This is a genomic window from Sphingobacteriales bacterium (genome assembly GCA_012517435.1).
Classification (GTDB): Bacteria; Bacteroidota; Bacteroidia; order CAILMK01; family JAAYUY01; genus JAAYUY01.
The window spans coordinates 1-19,206 of record JAAYUY010000063.1 but is presented as its reverse complement, the minus strand read 5'-3'; the positions used below and the strand labels follow the sequence as shown (position 1 = coordinate 19,206).

Annotated in this window: 5 protein-coding genes; 3 read left to right on the top strand and 2 right to left on the bottom strand. The window is 41.2% G+C overall.

Features of this window, described 5'->3' with window-relative positions:
* Positions 1-51: 51 nt before the first annotated feature.
* The 3 genes from GX437_03705 to GX437_03695 all read left to right on the top strand — a co-directional run bounded on the left by GX437_03705 (position 52) and on the right by GX437_03695 (position 3,286).
* Entirely contained in the window at positions 52-924 is an 873-nt protein-coding gene (locus tag GX437_03705; protein ID NLJ06758.1) for a hypothetical protein, read from the top strand.
* A 256-nt stretch (positions 925-1,180) separates the two neighbouring features.
* Positions 1,181-2,446, top strand: coding sequence for a hypothetical protein (locus GX437_03700; protein ID NLJ06757.1), 1,266 nt, complete (start codon positions 1,181-1,183; stop codon positions 2,444-2,446).
* Positions 2,447-3,286: an agmatine deiminase family protein gene (locus GX437_03695; protein NLJ06756.1), complete on the top strand. Its 840-nt coding sequence runs from the start codon at positions 2,447-2,449 to the stop codon at positions 3,284-3,286.
* Between the two features lie 213 nt (positions 3,287-3,499).
* Here GX437_03695 and GX437_03690 read toward each other — a convergent pair whose 3' ends face one another.
* The gene (locus GX437_03690; protein NLJ06755.1) at positions 3,500-4,792 is read right to left on the bottom strand and encodes a radical SAM protein; all 1,293 of its coding nucleotides are present in this window, start codon (positions 4,790-4,792) and stop codon (positions 3,500-3,502) included.
* A 120-nt stretch (positions 4,793-4,912) separates the two neighbouring features.
* Positions 4,913-18,760 carry a PKD domain-containing protein gene (locus GX437_03685; GenBank protein NLJ06754.1) on the bottom strand — a complete coding sequence of 4,616 codons (13,848 nt, stop codon included), beginning with the start codon at positions 18,758-18,760 and terminating at the stop codon, positions 4,913-4,915.
* Positions 18,761-19,206: the final 446 nt, after the last annotated feature.

Sequence of the window (19,206 nt, the reverse complement as noted above, 5' to 3'; positions counted from 1 at the left end):
CGTTATAGGCAAGCGTAAAAATGAACTTCAACAAAATAAAACAAAGAATCTATGACAGCACAAGCAGGAGAAAGACTATTATACAAAGGTGAAGAAACTTGGATGGCAGCAGAACCATTAAATCAATATTTGAAAAAAAGAGATGATATTAAATTCATTTCACCATCTACAGCTTGTTGGCGTGGATATTTTGGAAAATGGGAAATATATGACAACAAACTTTATTTAGTTGGACTTAAAGCTTACCTTGAAGGGTATAGGGAAGTAGGTTTAAACTATCTTTTTCCGGGTCAAAACAAGGTTTTTGCAGATTGGTTTAGTGGGAAAATAAGAATACCACAAGGAGAACTGCTGGACTATGTACATATGGGATATGCATCTTTATATGAAAGAGATTTAATTCTTGTATTTGAAAATGGACTATTGATAAATGAATTCATAGTTGATAACGAAGAAGAATATAAAAATAGAATAGAAAAACGAGAAAAGGACAAAATAGAACAAATTGAAAAAGACGCTAAAAAGAAAAAAAAGGATAAAATTACTACAGCAATTATCACAGCATCACTTTTATTAGCATTAATTGGAATAGGTGTGGGAGTTTATTATTTGCTTCAACAAAACACAACACTAACATATTTATTTTTAGCAATAATTGTTATCCCATTGCTACTAATTATTGGTGGTGTTATATTTTTAATGTCAAACAAAGGAAAACATAGACCAAAAGAAGATAAAGCTGTTGCATTTGTTGGTATAAATTTTCTTGTAATTGTATTTATTGGTATTTGCATAGGGTTATTCTATTTAATTAAGTGGGGAACGCTATTAGGATATATATCATCGTTTTTGGTTATAGGCGCTTTACTCTTTTTGATTGGTCTAGCTATAAGAAATAGAATGAAACAAAAAAAATTAGGTTAGAATAAATAATTAAAATAATGCTAAATTTATAAAACTATATTTTAAAATGGTGAACCTTCTTAAAACTAACAAAATGCCAGCCTATAACAGCCTTTTGCCGCAATGGGGGCTGACGTGGTTAAATCAAGTGCAGCGCTTCTGCCAACATTTGCTCTGGGTTGACAGTGAAGTGCTTCGAAATCCCCCACTGCGGCAAGCGGCAAAACGTTATAGGGCATTTTAGGATAACGGCTTCGGCTGACAATAAACAACAAGAATGGAACAACAAGACAAACTAAAAAACGCCATTAGAGGTTTAGCAAAAATTCAACTTCACATTGACAACAGCGGTGGACCCGAAGAAAATGGAGAACTGTTTGAAGAATATTTTCATATCCGAGCAAAGGTTTTGGCAAGTTTCGGTTTGCCCGACAGTGACACTTTTGGGAAAATATTATTCGTTAAATCATTACCAACAGACAAAGAAGTTGATACAATCATCAACAATCTGAAAAAAGCTGCAACAGAATATTTGCTTTCACCGGCAAAGACTGAAGCCCAAATTTTAGATGAAGCAATAGAAAAGAAATTAGAACCTGAGCAAGTATTGGCTGAGTTTGGAATTACTGCACACTTGTATACTCTCTTCGTTTACAAAGAAATTTTACTTGCCAAAAGAGACCACCCTTTAGCAGTTTTAGAAGCTTTGCGTTTAGCAGACGACCCAAAGACATTAAACTTATTGGGCATTGTAGCATTGACAAAGAACTTTGGAGAAGAAGAAAAGAAGATGTTGGAATATTTGAATGCCAAAGGCATCAAATATCTCGACCACTACATTTCTGCTTTTCAACTTGACGGAAAAGACGAAGAAATTCAACAAAGCCAACTTGCTGAATTTTGGCACGATTTAAACGGTGGCTTTGAATTTAAAACACTTGACGACAAGTTTTCAGCACTGACACACTATTTAATGAATTACTTGTGTTTAGTTGTTGCTGACCAACCATACAGAATAACAGAATTAGAAGTTTACTACCACGATAAAGACAATCACCCCGACCCTTACGTTCATTGTGCATCCGAACAACTTTTTGCAGGCAATTGGTATTTTAACGGAGCAGGTTTAGACATAACATTTGGCGACTACGAAAAGAAAATTTACGGTGGACTTTTAATTAGAGGAATTATGAAATTTGGAGAAAATCCACGTTACATAAGCGGCCCATCAAATGTTTTAAAAGAAATTTTCTCAAATATCGGCAACATTTTGACGGGCGAAGGGAGTATTTGTTTGAGAGAATTAAACAAAGAAATAATTCAAACAATAGAAACCGAACCAATCCAGGTGGTTCGTATCGGATTGACAAAGAAAAAAGAGGACACAGAAAATTATGCAGAGAAAAAATATCGGTATTTAGTTGAACTTAATCTTCAACACAAATTCAAGGATAAAGAAAAGGTTGTTCGACAACTTTTGGCAGACAATAAAATCTCAAAAGAACAAGCCAAAGAAATAATGGGCTATAACATAAATCCGTAAATGATACCTGACAGCCAAACCAATACACTTTACCTTGCTGACTGCTTACCGACAAAGCATCCAAAATTCTTTGCAGAGTTTGAAGCGGTATTAAAAAAGTGTGGCATTACTTTTCAGCTATTGCCTGACACAAAAGATATTTGGGCTGTTGATTATATGCCTGTTCAAGTTACGCTTGACAAGTTTGTTCAATTCGTTTACAACCCTGACTATTTGCAAAGTCAGAAATGGATTAAGACAATTTCGGACGTTGACAGCATCTGCAATTCAATAAAACTAAATCGTACAAAATCCGACATTGTTTTAGATGGAGGCAACGTAACAAAGACGATTGATAAAGTTATAATGTGCGACAAGATTTTTATTGAAAATCCACATTATTCAAGGCGACAACTTGCTGACAAACTTAGAGAGCTTTTTGAAGTTGATAAACTCTATTTTGTGCCTCAACAACCAAAAGACTTTACAGGACACGCAGACGGAATGGTTCGTTTCCTTGACAATAACACAGTAATAATTAACGACCATTCCAAAGAAAAGCCAGAATTTCAGAGAGCATTTAAAATTGCTTTGGACAACGCAGGACTTGACTACATTGAAATTCCTTACAACCCATACGGCAACAAGACTTACGGACAGGCAAACGGTGATTATATCAACTTTTTACAAATGCAAAACACCGTAATCATTCCGACTTTTGGCATTAAAGAAGATGAAATTGCTGTTCGACAATTTGAACAACTTTTTAGCGGACAACAAATAGCAACTATTGACAGTAACGAAGTGGCTGACAATGGCGGAATACTTAACTGCATAACTTGGAACATATGGACAAGGTGAGAAGAAAAACGCCCTATAATATGCGTTTGGCGCAATGGGGGGTGACGAGCAAAATTGAAAGTTCGTGCTTCTATTTAGCGTTAGTGCATATTGACAGTTTAGCGCTTCTAAGTCCCCCACTGCGCCAAGCGCCAAACCGTTTCCACCACTCCTAAAAAAACCACACCTCAGCCAACATACCACTTAAAAGACAGAAAAGAAAAATGAAAATTGTCAACGCTTATTTTGGTATAATTTCCCTGTTACCGCTCCCTCCTCAAAATAAGGATTAAAATATCCGTACCGGATGGAAGGATATTTTTCATGAATCATATTCAGCAGGTTTTTAATGCCATAGTATTTCATGTCATCCGGGGGCTGGATTTTTTCAAGGTACCAGTCAGGGTCGATGTTGAAATTTCGCCATTGTATCATATTGATCTGAAAGCGGTTAAGTAATGTGGTAAAGGCTTCATATTCAGGACAGGAATCAGTCAGCCCGGGAAATACAAAATAATTGACTGATATCCAGAGATGATAGTCGCTGGCAACTCTGAAACTGTCGAGAACATCCTGAAAACCATAGTTTCGTGGGTTGAAATAACGGATATACCAATCCTCAATCGCACTGTTGAGGCTGATGCGGATACTTTGGAGGCCTGCCCGGCAAAGTTTTTCAAGTACCTCAGGCTTTCCTGCATTGGTATTCAGGTTGATAACACCTTTTTTGGTCTTTTTACGGATTTCAGCAATGGCATTTTCGATAAGTTCCCCTTCCAGCAAGGGCTCACCTTCGCAACCCTGTCCGAAACTGACTACCGGATTTTCCACAGTTTCCAGGTGTCCGGTGGCCACTTCCACAATTTCCTCCACTGTCGGCTTAAAACCCAGCCTGTACTGAGCGGGATTGATATTATTCTCTTCAGGCTGAAACGACAGGCACCCAAGGCAGGAAGCATTGCAAACCCTTGCTGTGGGCAGCGGACATTCCCACCTGCCTAAAAAATAGTTTTGAGCAGCACGGCAATGATAGTTCAGGGCACAATTCTCCGCCAGATGTTCCACCAGCCTGTTCCGGGGATATTTTTTCCTGAACTCAATGACTTTTTTTTCCACTTCATGAATATCAAAACATGCAGGGTCCTGCCTTTTTTCTTTATCCACACGCAGGGCTGTGGTGTAATATTTCCCTTTGTACCATCCCACGGCAGAATATGCATAGAGAGGCAGCAGACAGGCATCATCCTGTTTTTCATAGGCTGCCAGCCATGTTTGTGTATAGGCAGGAGCCACAAAAGCTGCCACTGCAAGCTGATTTTCCACTACCTCAAAACACTGCTTTTTTCGATGGAAACCAACCGGATTTCTCCCCGGCAGGTAAAACAACTCGCTCCCATGTGGTAATTCAATAAAATCACTTTCATCAAGACGGCTGACACCATAACCTGCCCTTCCGGTTACTTCGTATTCCTTTAATTCAAAAATATTCCCTTTTTCATCAGAAACAAGCAGGTACGGAACTGGCATGGTTTTCAGAAACGATTAAAAATTTTTCTGCGAAGATAAAAACTAATCTCTCAGCAAGTCCATCACGCCAAATTTAACATCGGTACCAATCAAAAAATATGTCTGCGGAAAAGACTCAGTTTAATAAATCACCAGTTTTTCGATAAACCAGTTCTTCCCGACATTGATTTTGATGAAATAAATTCCCTTTGCATAATGGTTTACATCAACTTCATGCCGCAACTGACCGGAATAGGAATTCAGGCTGATATTATCAGTTTCTTTTCCGTTAACGTCTGTAATGCTGATATTAACCAGATCATCATTTAAGCCGTCAATATCAATATTTACCTGGTCACGTGCCGGATTGGGATAAATCTTATAGCTGATTAAACCATTTTCCCTGATTCCGGAAGGCCACACATGCAACCAGATGGTGTCGGAATTTTTGCAGCCCGAAGCATCAGTTACAATAACCCAAACCAGATGGTCGCCTTTGCCAAGGTCCTGCGTATTGATGTTAATCAGCCTTGTTTTTGTTCCATCAAACCACTGATAGGCCACATAGCCCGGGCCCGCATCAAGGGTATAAATCAGGCCGGGTTTGGTAAACCTGTCGGGCCCCAGCGAATAAGGCGGACTCGGACGCAGATAGACATCTTTATAAAAGGTATCGGGACAAGCCTTATCGGAATTGGCTACCAGCATCACCTGAAAGGTATCGATGGTTTTGTAGCTGTGTCTGATGGTATCAGCGGCATTTGATGTGGTACCATCTCCCAGATTCCAGTAATAGCTCATTGTGCCTGAGCCGATGGTGGATTTATTGGTAAATTTAAAGCTATTGAGAAAGAAACACTGTGAAGGATTATCGACATCAAAAGTGGCTGACGGGGAAGGATAAACCGTTGTTTGCCTGACAATGGAGTCTTTACATCCTTTGTCGGTAGTTACCACAAGCTTGGCATTAAAGCTCCCGTAAGTCAGGTAAATATGGCTGCTATTGGTGTCAGTAGATTTGTGAATGTCTCCGAAATCCCACAAATAACTCATGGTTCCACTGCTGACAGTTGACTGATTCAGGAAAACAAAATGATTGTTTTTAAAGCATTGCGGATTTTTGTTGATATTGAAAGCAGCAACAGGCGAAGGATTGATGACCACCTGTTTGACCACTGAATCCTTGCAACCCATATTGGATGTTACCACCAGTTTCACATCAAATGTTTTTGAAGTGAGGTAATGATGTTGCGGGTCTTTCAGTCCTGAATTTCCACCGTCTCCAAAATTCCAGAGATAGGTAAGTGTTCCTGATTTTATCGTAGAAGTATTGGTAAACAATACATTATTATCATTCTGACAGGGGTTGCTGTTGGTGATGTTAAAACCAGCCACCGGTTGCGGATAGACATAAACCTTACCGGTCAGCGAATCTTTACATCCTTTTGAACTGGTAACCACCAGTTTTACGTTGTAGGTCCCATCATTTGCATACGAATGATTGACGGCAGGGCCTGAAACAGATGTGCCTCCATCCCCGAAATACCATTTTCTGGTATTGCCTGAACCGGCTGTCAGGTCTGTAAATGTAAAGTAATTACCGGACTTACATTGGGTGGTATCATTCACGCTAAAGCTGACGACCGGACTTGGGTCAACAATCATCACCCGTAAAACAGAGTCGCGGCATCCCTTATCTGAAACAACAGTAAGTCTGACACTGTAATTGCCGGATTTTGAATAAATGTACTGTGGGTTCTGTAACAGAGAACTGCCTCCGTCTCCGAAATTCCAGTTATAACTTATGGTCCCTGAAGGAATTGAACTGCTGTTGGTAAAGATAAAGCGGTTGCCTGTCAGACACTGATCCGAATCATTGACCGTAAATGCTGCCTTCGGCTGAGGATAAACATATATAGTCCGTGAGAAAGTATCCGTACAACCGGAATCAGGAACAACAAGCAGTTTTACGTTGAATGTGCCGTAATTCTGATAGGTATGATTTGGATTGGTCAGTGTGGAAGTGTCCCCGTCTCCAAACTGCCAGAAGTATTTGGGATTGGTTCCGCCAGAAGATGAGGTATTGGTAAAACTGAAAAGATTGTTCTTCAGACAGAGGTCGGTATCGTTCACGGTGAATCCTGCTTTGGGCCCGGGTTTGACAACAATGTTTTTGGTCATACTGTCCGAACATCCTTTATCACTGATGGTCAATAGCTTCAGCGTGTAATTCCCCGACTGAGTATAGCTGTGAACGGGATCTTTCAACGATGAGGTAGTGCCATCTCCGAAATCCCACAGATAAGTCAGGGTACCGGAAGAGACAGATGAGCTATTGACAGGTTTAAGATTGTTGGTACCGAAACATTGTATGCTGTCGTTGACGGTAAAGTCAGCAACAGGTGAGGGATAAACATAAACCGGAAGGGTAAGGCTGTCGGAACATCCTGAAGAGGCCGTTACGACCAGTTTTACCAGAAATGTATCATCAGAAGTATAGGAGTTTTGCGGATTCTGTGCGGTGGAATAGCTGCCATTGCCAAAAGTCCAGTAATAGCTCAGTGTGTCTGACGAAACTGTGGATTTATCAGTAAAGACAAAACTGTTCCCTTTCAGGCACTGGTCAGTGTCGTTGACGGTAAAACCTGCAGTGGGATCCGGCAATACATATACATTCATCAGCACCGAATCGCTGCAGCCTTTATCAGAGTTGACATACATTCTGACGATATAATTTCCAGCAGAGGCATAAATATGCTGCGGGGCTGAGGAAGTGGAGGTGTCGCCATCCCCGAATTTCCACAGATAGGCCAGTGAACCGGAACTGATGCTTGTGGAATTGCTGAAAACGAATTTGTTCTGTTTCAGGCACTGGGTACTGTCGTTCACACTGACTGAAATCTGTGGTGAAGGATAGACATAGACCTGTCGTGCTGAACTGTCAACACAGTTTTTATCGCTTGTTACCAGCAGTTTTATCTGATAACTGCCTGAACCTGCATACGTATGAACCGGGTGTTGCTGTGACGACTGTGTGTTGTCACCAAAATTCCACAAATAACTCATTGTTCCTGAGGATATTGCCGAATTGTTGGTCATTGAGAAACTGTTTCCAGTCAGGCATTGGTCTGTATCATTGACGGTAAAAGCAGGTTGAGGTGTCGGGTAAACATATATCTGCTTCATGGCTGAGTCTCTACAGCCTTTGTCGGTAACAGCCATCAGTTTTGTCTGATAGGTGCCGGGCATTATGTAGGAATGTGTATCGTGCTGGCTGGAAGATGAATTTCCGTCTCCGAAAGTCCACAGATAGGTTAATGTCCCCGAACTGACTGTTGTAGAATTGGTAAAGATAAAGGAATTCTGCCTGCTGCACTGGTCGGTATCGTTCACCGAAAATCCAACATTGGCAGAAGGATAAACCGTTATGGTTTTTGATACACTGTCAGCACAGCTTTTATCACTTGTTGCAATGAGTTTCACACTATAAGTCCCTGCATTTGAATAAGCATGAGAAGGATGTTGTGCCGAAGAGGTATTACCGTCTCCGAAATTCCAGAGATAGCTTATCGTACCTGCTGCAAGTGTCGAATTGTTTGTAAAGTAAAAGTTATTGCCGTTTTTACATTGATCCGTGTCGTTAACAGCAAATGCAACAACCGGGCTGGGCTCTACCCTGACCGGTTTTATTACTGAATCCACACAACCTTGATCAGAGGTAACCAGCAGTTTTATGTTGAAATTCCCATAAGTGGTGTATGATATCGAAGCATTTGTGGTATTTGTGCCATTTCCATCTCCGAACGACCACTGGTAATTCAGGTTCCCGGATGAGATGGATGAAGTATTGGTCAGCACAAATGTATTTCCTTTAAAGCATTGTGTATCATTATTGATGGTAAATGAAGCAACAGGTTCCGGATAAACGGTCATCTGAGCAGAGGCTGAATCCTTGCAGCCTTTGTCGGTCGTTACTATCAGTTTTACGGAAAAACTTCCTGAAGTTGTGAAGGTATGAGACGGATGGGTCTGAACTGAGGTAGTATTATCGCCAAAACTCCACAGACTGCTGATGTTTCCTGAAGATACTGACGAAGCATTTGTAAAGGAAAAACTGTTTCCGTCAAGGCACTGCGTTGAATCGTTGACGCTGAAGTCCACCTTTGGCATTGGGTTAACGCTGATACTTGCAGTGGTTGAATCTTTACAGCCATATCCTGAGGTAACTACCAGTTTTACTGAGTATGTTCCCGGATTCAGATAGGAATGAACGGGGTTTTGAGAGGTTGAAGTTGAGTCATCTCCAAAGCTCCAAAAATAATTCATGGTTCCTGAGCTGATGGAGGAGGTGTTGGTAAAGGAGAAACTATTGCCTGTGTGGCACTGACTGCTGTTGTTAACTGAGAATCCGGCAAGCGGAGATGGATAAACAGTAATGATTTTTGAGGCAGAATCCTGACATCCATCGCCCGACTGTGCAATAAGCTTCACTGAAAATGAACCTGCTGCTGAATAAGTGTGTACCGGGCTTGTCTGTGATGAAGAGTTATTGTCGCCAAACTGCCAGAAATAGCTTAAGGTTCCGCTGCTGATGCTGCTCTGATTGGTAAAGCTGAATGAGTTACCATTAAAACATTGATCGGAATCATTGACACTGAAAGCTACCGAAGGCACCGGATAGACGACTACTGTTTTGGTCAGAGAATCTTTACATCCTTTATCCGTGATGACCACTAGTTTAACCTGATAAGTTCCGGGTGATGAATAGGAATGAGAAGGATTCTGCTGTGAACTTGTGGTGTTGTCGCCAAAATTCCAGAGATAGCTTAAACTTCCTGAACTGACTGAAGAGTTGTTAGTAAAATTAAACTGATTACCGCTCAGGCATTGTGTAGTGTCATTAATGCTGAAATCAACTACAGGCATGGGATATACAATGACTGATTTTAACATGGAATCTTTACAGCCATATCCGGAGGTAACCGCCAGCTTGACAGAATAGGTACCGGCACTTGTATAGCTATGTGAAGGATTTGTTGCTGTCGATGAGGTATTATCGCCAAATGTCCAGTAATTGCTGAAAGAACCACCGGAAATGGAGGATTGGTTGGTGAAAATAAATTCATTTCCCTGCCTGCACTGGTCGGTATCATTCACCGTAAACAGGGCATCCGGATCCGGTCTCACGGTAACGGTTTTCACGAGAGAGTCGCTGCAGTTCTGATTGCTGACAGCCATCAGCCTGACCTGGTAGGTACCCGGAGAAGTATAACTGTGTGACGGACTTGCCGAGGTGGAGGTCTGTCCATCTCCAAAACTCCATGAATAAGAGAGCGTTCCTGAGGCAATGGCTGAATTGTTGGTAAAGCTGAATGAATTTCCATTCAGGCACTGATCATCATCATTGATGCTGAATGCAGGATTGGGTGAAGGATGAATGGTTACCACTGTCTGGGTAGTATCGTCACAACCTTTGTCAGAAACAGCAATAAGGCTTACCGTATAATTGCCATGACCGGTATAGGTATGGCTGGGGCTGGTGGCATTTGAAGTCCCTGCATCACCGAAATTCCATGCATAGCTGAGCGTACCGGAACTGATGGAAGATGTATTCCCAAATACGAAATTATTTGTATTGAAACATTGCGTATCGTTGTTTACAGTAAACGAGGCCACAGGTTCCGGATATACATAAACATTGCGGACAAAGCTGTCGTTGCAGGTATTTTCAATGCTCAGTACCAGCTTTACCTGATAAGTCCCGGAAGTGGTGTACTGATGAGAAGGATTCTTTGCTGTCGATTGTGAACCGTCACCAAAATACCAGTTATAATCAGCCATTGAGGAAGATGTGGATTGATCCGTAAAGACAAAACTGTTCCCATCCAGACATTGAGTGGAATCGTTTACGCTGAAAGAAGCCGATGGAAGCGGATAAACCACCACACTCCGGCTGGCTGAGTCCTTACATCCGAAAGAAGAAGTGGCTACAAGTTTAACATCGTATGTTCCTGAACCAGAATAACTATAAGTAGGATGAGTGGAAACGGAGGAAGCTCCGTTGCCGAATGTCCAGTAAGAGTTGAATGTTCCGTAGGGCAAAGTGGTGTTGTTGGAAAATACAAAGCTGTTGCCCGACAGGCATTGAGCCGTATCGTTGATGGAAAAGGCAACATCAGGATGCGGAAATACAATCATCAGCCTGGCAACTGAATCCCTGCAGCCTTTGTCTGAAACAACCACCAGTTCGGTGTAAAAGGTATCTGCCTGTGAAAAGGAATGAGAAGGATTGGCAATGGTAGCAGTCGTATTGTCGCCAAAGCGCCAGGTACGTGTAAAGTTTCCGCCCGAAATCGTTGTTTTATCAGTAAAACTAAACAGATTTCCTGTCAGACACTGGTCAGAATCATTGACAATAAAGGAAGCATGCGGCATGGGGTTGACATGAATCAGAGCCTGGCGAATGGTGGAATCCTTACATCCCTTGTCGGAGGTAACTACCAGCTTGACCATAAAGGTATCGGCATAGCTGTAGGAATGAACAGGGTTGATAGCAGTGGAGGAATTGCCATCTCCGAAATCCCAAAGATAAGTCATGGTTCCGGAGGCAATAGTCGATTTATTGACAAAGGCAAATCCATTTCCATCAAAACATTGTGAGCTGTCGGGAACAATAAAGGAAGCAACGGGTTTTGGATGAACGGTAATTGTTTTGGTAACTGAATCCTTGCAGCCATTGCCGGAGGTAACTATCAGAACAACATCAAAGATTCCGGATGATGAATAGGAATGAGTGGGATGCTGGACAGTTGAGGTGGTATTGTCTCCGAATTTCCACAGATAGCTCATGGTTCCGGAGCTGATGGTTGAGGTATTGGTGAAAGTGAAAATATTATTGTTCTGACACATCTGAGAAGGACTGACATTGAATCCGGCTACCGGGGACGGATATATGGTCAGTGTTTTGGAAACTGAGTCTTTGCAGTTGTTGCCTGAACTGACCACCAGCCAGACCGTATAAGTCCCCGGACCGGAATATGATTTAACCGGATTGGTCGCGGTGGAAGTGGTTCCGTCTCCGAAACGCCACAGGTAGTTCATGGTTCCGGATGAAATAGCCGAGGTATTCGTGAATGAAAAACTGTTCCCTGCCTGACAGGAAGAAGTTTTATCCACATTGAAACCGGCAACAGGAGACGGGTAAACTGTTATATTCTTTGATACTGAATCTTTACAGCCATTGTTGGAGGAAACAATCAGCCAGATGGTAAAAGTACCCGGGGATGAATAGGTTTTAACCGGATGGGTAGCCGTTGACGTGGTACCATCTCCGAACCTCCACAGATAGCTTATGGTTCCTGATGAAATAGTTGATGTATTGGTAAATGAAAAACTGTTCCCTGCCTGACAGTCTGAAGTTTTATCCACATTAAATCCGGCTACCGGAGACGGATATATGGTCAGTGTTTTGGAAACTGAGTCCTTACAGTTGTTGCCTGAACTGACCACCAGCCAGACCGTATAAGTCCCCGGACTGGCATAGGATTTAACCGGATTGGTCGTGGTGGAAGTGGTTCCGTCTCCGAAACGCCACAGATAGGTGATGGTGCCTGAAGCAATGGTAGAAGTATTGGTAAAGCTGAAGCTGTTTCCGTTTTCGCATTGCGAAGTTGAGTTTACATTAAATCCTGCAACAGGCATTGCATAAACCTCAAGTGTTTTACTCGTTGAATCTTTACAGCCATAGTTGGATGTGGCAATCAGTTTTGCAGAATAGGTGCCATAATTACTGAAGGAGTGAGATGGACTGGCCTGTGTGGAGGTGGTGTTGTCCCCGAATTTCCAGAGATAGGTCATTGTTCCGGATGAAATGCTGGAAGTGTTGGTAAATATAAAATTATTCCCGGTCTGGCATTGCGTTTCATCATTGACCGAGAATCCAGCAACCGGATTGGATGCCACGTTAATATTGATGAGGGTATCAAAATAGGTATAGCAATTCGTATTTTTATCCAAAGCCTTGATTCTGACTACTTTGTTAGAAGTTATTCCGCCTGTGCTGAGGGTAATTTTACAACCGTTTCCGTCTGTTTTACTTCCCAGCATGCTATTGGTAATGGTATCCCAGAGGGAGTATTCCACACCCGGCTGAGAATTATAGATATATACAGTTGCCTGATTTCCGCTGCAAACATTATTTCCACTGACTTTGATATACGGACTTTGATAATACAGGGCACTAATCTCATAATTGCTTAATTTTTTCTCAAAAATCCGTATTTCATCCATTTTTCCTTCATAATAATTTCCTCCTGACTGCCTGCCGATGTATAATGGTGTGGTAGCGAGGTAATTAAATGCAGCCGTGCCACTTCCAGCCGGCTGATTGTTGAGGTAAAAACGGTAATTTTCCCCATCAAAGGTAACCACTACATGATTCCATTGATTTATTTTCACAGTTGAATCCGAATAAAACGGATTGACCTGTCCTCCCAGCAATACACCCACTTTATTGTTGTACAACCTGACCTGATACCCTTTGTATTGCGAAGGATTATATTTGTAAATCAGATACTGGGAGGTAGCGGATTTTGTCGGATAAATCCAGGCTGAAAATGAAAATTCAACAGAGGGAGTCAGCAGGACTGCATGTGGTGCCTGCAGGTAAGCGGAAGTGCCGTTAAAATAAAATGCACTGTCGTTCTGATTGCATTTGTTTGTGGTCAGTGAAGTATTGTAAGCGGTTGCATGGTTGTCGTTTCCGCTCATATCCTGTGCATTTCCGTTCAGCGGATAGTAGGCCAGAATACCGTTACTAAGTAAATTATTCAGAATCGTATCTTTCTCAATCAGCGGCATGTTTTTGACTGTAACCTGCTTCGTTATGGAATCTGAGCAGCCATTTGTCGAAGAGGCCAGCAATTCAACGTTAAAGGTACCTATATCCAGATAATGATGGCTGGCATGGGTGGTAAAAGCCGAATCTCCGTCACCGAAAGACCAGTAATAGGACGTAGTTCCTGTTGTGGTGGTGGAGGAATTGGTAAAACTAAAATAATTACCGGTATAGCATTGATTGGAATTATTGACAGAAAAACCGGCAATCAGCGAAGGATGAACAACAACGGTTCGGGTAACAGAGTCTTTACAGCCCTGTGTGGTACCGGCAACAAGTTTTACCTGATACGTTCCGGCAGCAGAATAAACATGGGTAGGGCTTGTGGATGTCGATGTGGTATTGTCGCCAAAATACCATAAATAACTGACAGAACCACCACTGACAGTAGTCGTATTAGTAAACACAAAACTGTTTTGATTCAGACATTGTGAAGTATCATTCACAGTAAATCCGGCTGTGGGTGTAGGATCTACTTTTGTGGTTTTGGTGATGGAATCTTTACAACCAAAATTGGAGGTAGCAATAAGTTTTACACTGAAAATGTTACTGCTTGAATATGAATGGGACGGACTTGTCTGAGTGGAAGTAGTTCCATCTCCGAAATTCCATAAATAGGACAGTGTTCCGGAAGATATGCTCGACTGATTGGTAAAGACAAAATTGTTCCCCTGACTGCATTGAGTAGCACTGTTGATGGTAAAGTCAGCAACAGGCTTGGGATATACGGTTACAGTTTTTTCAGAAGTATCCTTACACCCGAGATTGGAAGTAGCAATCAGTCTGACATTGAATGAACCGCTGTTGTCGTACACATGGGAAGCATTGGTAACTCCGGCAAAATAACCATCTCCGAAATCCCAGCTATAGGTCATGCTTCCCGAACTGATGGTAGAAGTATTCGTAAAGGTAAAATAATTGGAATTGAGGCATTGAGCAACATTATTAACTGTAAATGAGGCATTTGCAGAAGGATTTATTTTGACTGTCATCTGGAAGGTATCATTGCAACCAACACTGGGATACACAATCAGTTTTACTGTATAAGTACCCGTTGAAACATAGGTTTTCTGAGGATTGGCTGCGGTTGAGGTTGATCCGTCACCGAAATCCCACTTGTAAGACAAGGTTGCAGAGCCACCCTGAGATTGATTGGTAAAAATAAACTTATGACCATCAAAGCACTGGATACTATCGTTGACGGTAAACAGGGCTTTTGCCCCGCCTTCGTCAGCTCCGAGTGAAGGATAAGTCTGGCAACGGTAATCCCCGTCAATATCATACACTACGCCCAATCCTGTTGCCCCTCCCAGACCTGCTGAGGTGGGTTTCAGATGAAGGTCTGTATTTGAAATAAAATCCGGGTCTTTGTTATCATAAGAATTTTGATCATGAGGAGTTTTTAAACACCCTGAAGATGACTTGAAAGCAGAAAATGTCGTATATGAAGCATTGTTGTAAAATATGGTATTACTGGTTCCTGTCGGATAACTGTAATTATTGTAATTACTCTCAATTCCGTAACATGAGTTGAATGAAACCAGACAGGCATTATTGGTTGCTTTAAAAAGATTGTTCTTAATAATGGCACTGTCGCAGAGATATAAATAAATGCAGGCATATGAGGTTGATGTTGTAGCACTTGAATTCCAGATACTGTTGTGGTAAATCCTGATATTCTGTGAATAGTAATAGCCATAAATACCCATGTGATAGGCCGAATTGGCGAAATTCGAAATCATGTTGTTGATGATGTAGGTTTTGTTGTTTCTGAAAACATCATTTTCACGGTAAAGTAAAATACCTGCATAACCGGGCTGAATAATATTGTCTTCAATTCTGTTTCCTGTCGAATAGTAGATATACATCCCATAGGCAAAACCATAAGAAAAATTGGAAAATTTATTTCCTTTAAACAAATGATTCCCGATATAATAGGCATAAACACCCATGTAATATTGTCCTGAAAACTGATTATTGATAAAACTGTTTCCTTTAATAACAACGTCTTTGCTTAAGCCATTCAGTACCACACCAAAATATCCGTTCAATATCAGGTTGTCTTTCAGTACATTATAATTACCGTTATTACCGTAAGAGCTATAACTTGTTTCTGAGCCGGAAAACATCACGCAAATAATAGCAGTAGAAACGGTTGAACTGACCTGAAGCACACAGTTTTCAATGAGATTTGAGTCGGCTTCAGATTTGAAAACAACTGATGTCCCGTAGGTATTCCCGTTGTTGATAATCTTCATATTTCTGAAAATGATAAAATCGGCACCATTCAGAACGAGTGTAGCCCTGTCGGAAGAACCACCTGAATAAATCAGTACGACACTGTCGCGGTGAACCCCCTCAAAAGTAACAGTATTTGCAGATGATGCCCCGATAATCGGGTTGACGACTACCCTTTCCACATAAGTTCCGGCTTTAACGATAAATTTGATAGGCCCTGCAAGGCCGCAGGTCTGTATGGAATTCAACGCTGCATTAAAGGTCGTAAAATCACCTTTTCCACTGGCATCTATATAATACACTCCGCTTTTGCCAACACATTTAGTCTCACATATCTTGTCTTCATTGTCCGGGTCGTTGATGATTTTCGGATAGATACGGACACATAAAACATGGTTGGATGAAGAAGTAACATTCCATTTTGTATTAAAAGAAAACTTAATGGTGGCAAAAGGTGCCAGTTTCTGAGACAAGGTGAAGGAATCACTCACCCATGTACCTCCGTTGATATTGTAGGATAAATATATTTTCTGAACCGGAATAGAGTCTGTTCCTGAGTTTCTTAACGTTACTGAAACCGTATTGTATCCCATTTTCAGAACTGTTGGAGAATCAATACTGACGATATCCAGGTCGCGGCTCGGATGGCGGATTTCGTCAGCACCCAGATTTACGCCAAGCGTTGTACTGCGGACTTCATTGTCAATATCCCGTGATAAACCGACACCAGGAGCCATCAGGCTGGGAGTATTAAGCGTATCCAGATGAAGATTGGTTTTTGAAACAAACTTCGGATCAATATTGTCGAAGGAATTTTGATCGTGCGGATAATTGATATAGGATGAGCTTGCCTTGAATGAGCTGAAATTCATGGTCGAATAATTCAGTGAGAATTTGGAGGATGAACTGTTGCCCACATAATAATCGTTGTAATCGATGGTAACCGTATTGGCATAAGTCAGCGTAAGCAGATAATTGGCATTGGTTGCGGCCAGCAGATTATTTTTTATCACGGAATTATTGGCGTAATAAAACATATTGATGCATGCATAGGTATAAAGATTGGCAGAACCATCCACCCATATTGAATTGTGGTAAATATTCAGATTGTAGCAGTAATAATAGGCATAAATACCCACCTGATTCTGGGTATTTGAAAAATTACTGATCATATTGTTGGTGATCTGAGTAGTTTTGGTCTGGTTATAATAATTTTCAAGATAAAGGTAAATACCATATATACCCGGCTGAATAACGTTTGCATCGAATTTTCCGCCACAGGAATAATAAGATATTACAGCATAAGAAGAAGCATACCTGAAACTCTTAAGGCTACTGTATGACAATTCAAACCCCTGTTGATAATACAGATAAATGCCATAAGCATACTGATATGAGAAAGTACAGCCTTTAAAAGCGTTATTAATGGCTGGTTGTGCAGTATTGGTTCCATACCAGCATACACCGTAATATCCTCCTGAAAACAGACAGCTCTGGAAAGTATTGTTGTTCCCGTTATCACCACTCGTTCCGAGTGATGATTCATCACTTGAGCCAAGGATAATCTGAGAATACTGGCTGGTGGTACTGCTTGAGAGATAAAATTTACAGTTTTCAAATTTATTGTAGTTCGACTGGTTTCTGAATAAAACGCAGACCCCGTAAGTATTTCCCGTATTATAGATGTTGATATTCTTAAAAGTTACATAATCCGCCCCTTTTAATACCAGCGTTGCCCTTGTACTTTGAGAAGTGCTGGCATAAGTTAGTATCACACTGTCCGGATACTGACTGTAAAAAAGAACAGTATTCGTTGAACTGACACCGGGAATATCACCAATGATGACCCGTTCTGTATAGGTTCCGGGCTTGACAATAAACACCACTTTACCAGCCACTCCATTGTTCAAATCGGCTACAGCCGCTCCGAAGCTTGTATAATCTCCACCACCCTTTTTGTCAATGATAAAAGTATCTTTAATACCGGTGCCAAAACTTGTTGAAAAGGTATCATTGGAAGGGTCATCATCAGGGTTTTTTCGGTTTGGCTTACGTGCCCATACCTTTATGGTATGGTTCCCTTTTGTAACACTGACTGCACTTGAGAAAGTATAAACTCCTGTCTGATTGGCCAGCAGGTTGCCCGTGCTTTTATTGGTATCATTTACAGGTGTTCCGTTATCTATTTTATACCCGAAATCTGCGTTCTTAATGGTGTCTGAACGCATATTCTTATAATTGATTTTCAAAGTATTACTCCCTACATTCCAAATGACAGGTGCATTTATTCCGATGCAGGAAATATCCGTACCACTGGTAACATTACCGCTGATGAGTACATCATCCACACAAATACCATAGCCATATTTGGCTTCTCCTTCAAAAGCAATGTAATAGGTGCTGCTTGGATTGGGGAGCGAAATGGTTTGCTGCGTCCATGTGGATATATTATTGGAATAGGTTTGCAGCAGTGTCCATGAACCGGAGGCTGAAGTTTTGTAATAAACACGCAGAATATCCTGGTCGCCTGAATATTCCTTCTGGCAATGCCAGAACTTCAGCGAAATATTGGAATAATAACTCAGGTTAAGCTGGGGTGAAACAAGTTTGGTCTTCTTCGAACTACCTGCATAAAAAAGCAAGCCGTTGAAAGAGCCGCCATGTGCCGTAGATGGATTACCATTATATCCTCCGCTGGTAAATACCCAGTTGAGGGTATCGAGGACATATTCCTGTGTCCATCCGGTCGGCATATTCCCGCCATTCTCAAAGTTCTCCGTATAAATTGTTACCTGCGCCTGCAGGCTTACACCGGAAAACAGGATGAAAATTATTGCCAGTATTAAGTTTTTCATGGGTAAATATGTTTTTTTCATACGCCTGTGTCAATTAATTTGAACCTGCTAATATAAGCACTTTTCAACACAAAACATCAGTAATGACAATATTTTTTGAATATCAAAGCAAAAGGTAACTTACTTTTAATCCTTAAAAAAAATCTCTTTTCAGTATTTCAAATTGATAATTATTTTTGTGGCGCATTAAAATGCAGGATTAAATGTTCTTTTAAACGTCTGGAGAGATGGCAGAGTGGTTCCCGAATTTCGGGACAGCAGTCTTGAAAACTGTTAATCTCTGTTCTTCAGTTCTTTATTTTTTGGAGAGATGGCAGAGTGGTTCCCGAATTTCGGGACGGCAGTCTTGAAAACTGTTAATCTCTGTTCTTCAGTTCTTTATTTTTTGGAGAGATGGCAGAGTGGTTCCCGAATTTCGGGACAGCAGTCTTGAAAACTGTTAATCT

Coding starts and splice junctions, on each gene's coding strand:
- GX437_03705 (NLJ06758.1), top strand. CDS start 52: ATGACAGCACAAGCAGGAGAAAGACTATTATACAAAGGTGAAGAAACT.
- GX437_03700 (NLJ06757.1), top strand. CDS start 1,181: ATGGAACAACAAGACAAACTAAAAAACGCCATTAGAGGTTTAGCAAAA.
- GX437_03695 (NLJ06756.1), top strand. CDS start 2,447: ATGATACCTGACAGCCAAACCAATACACTTTACCTTGCTGACTGCTTA.
- GX437_03690 (NLJ06755.1), bottom strand. CDS start 4,792: ATGCCAGTTCCGTACCTGCTTGTTTCTGATGAAAAAGGGAATATTTTT.
- GX437_03685 (NLJ06754.1), bottom strand. CDS start 18,760: ATGAAAAACTTAATACTGGCAATAATTTTCATCCTGTTTTCCGGTGTA.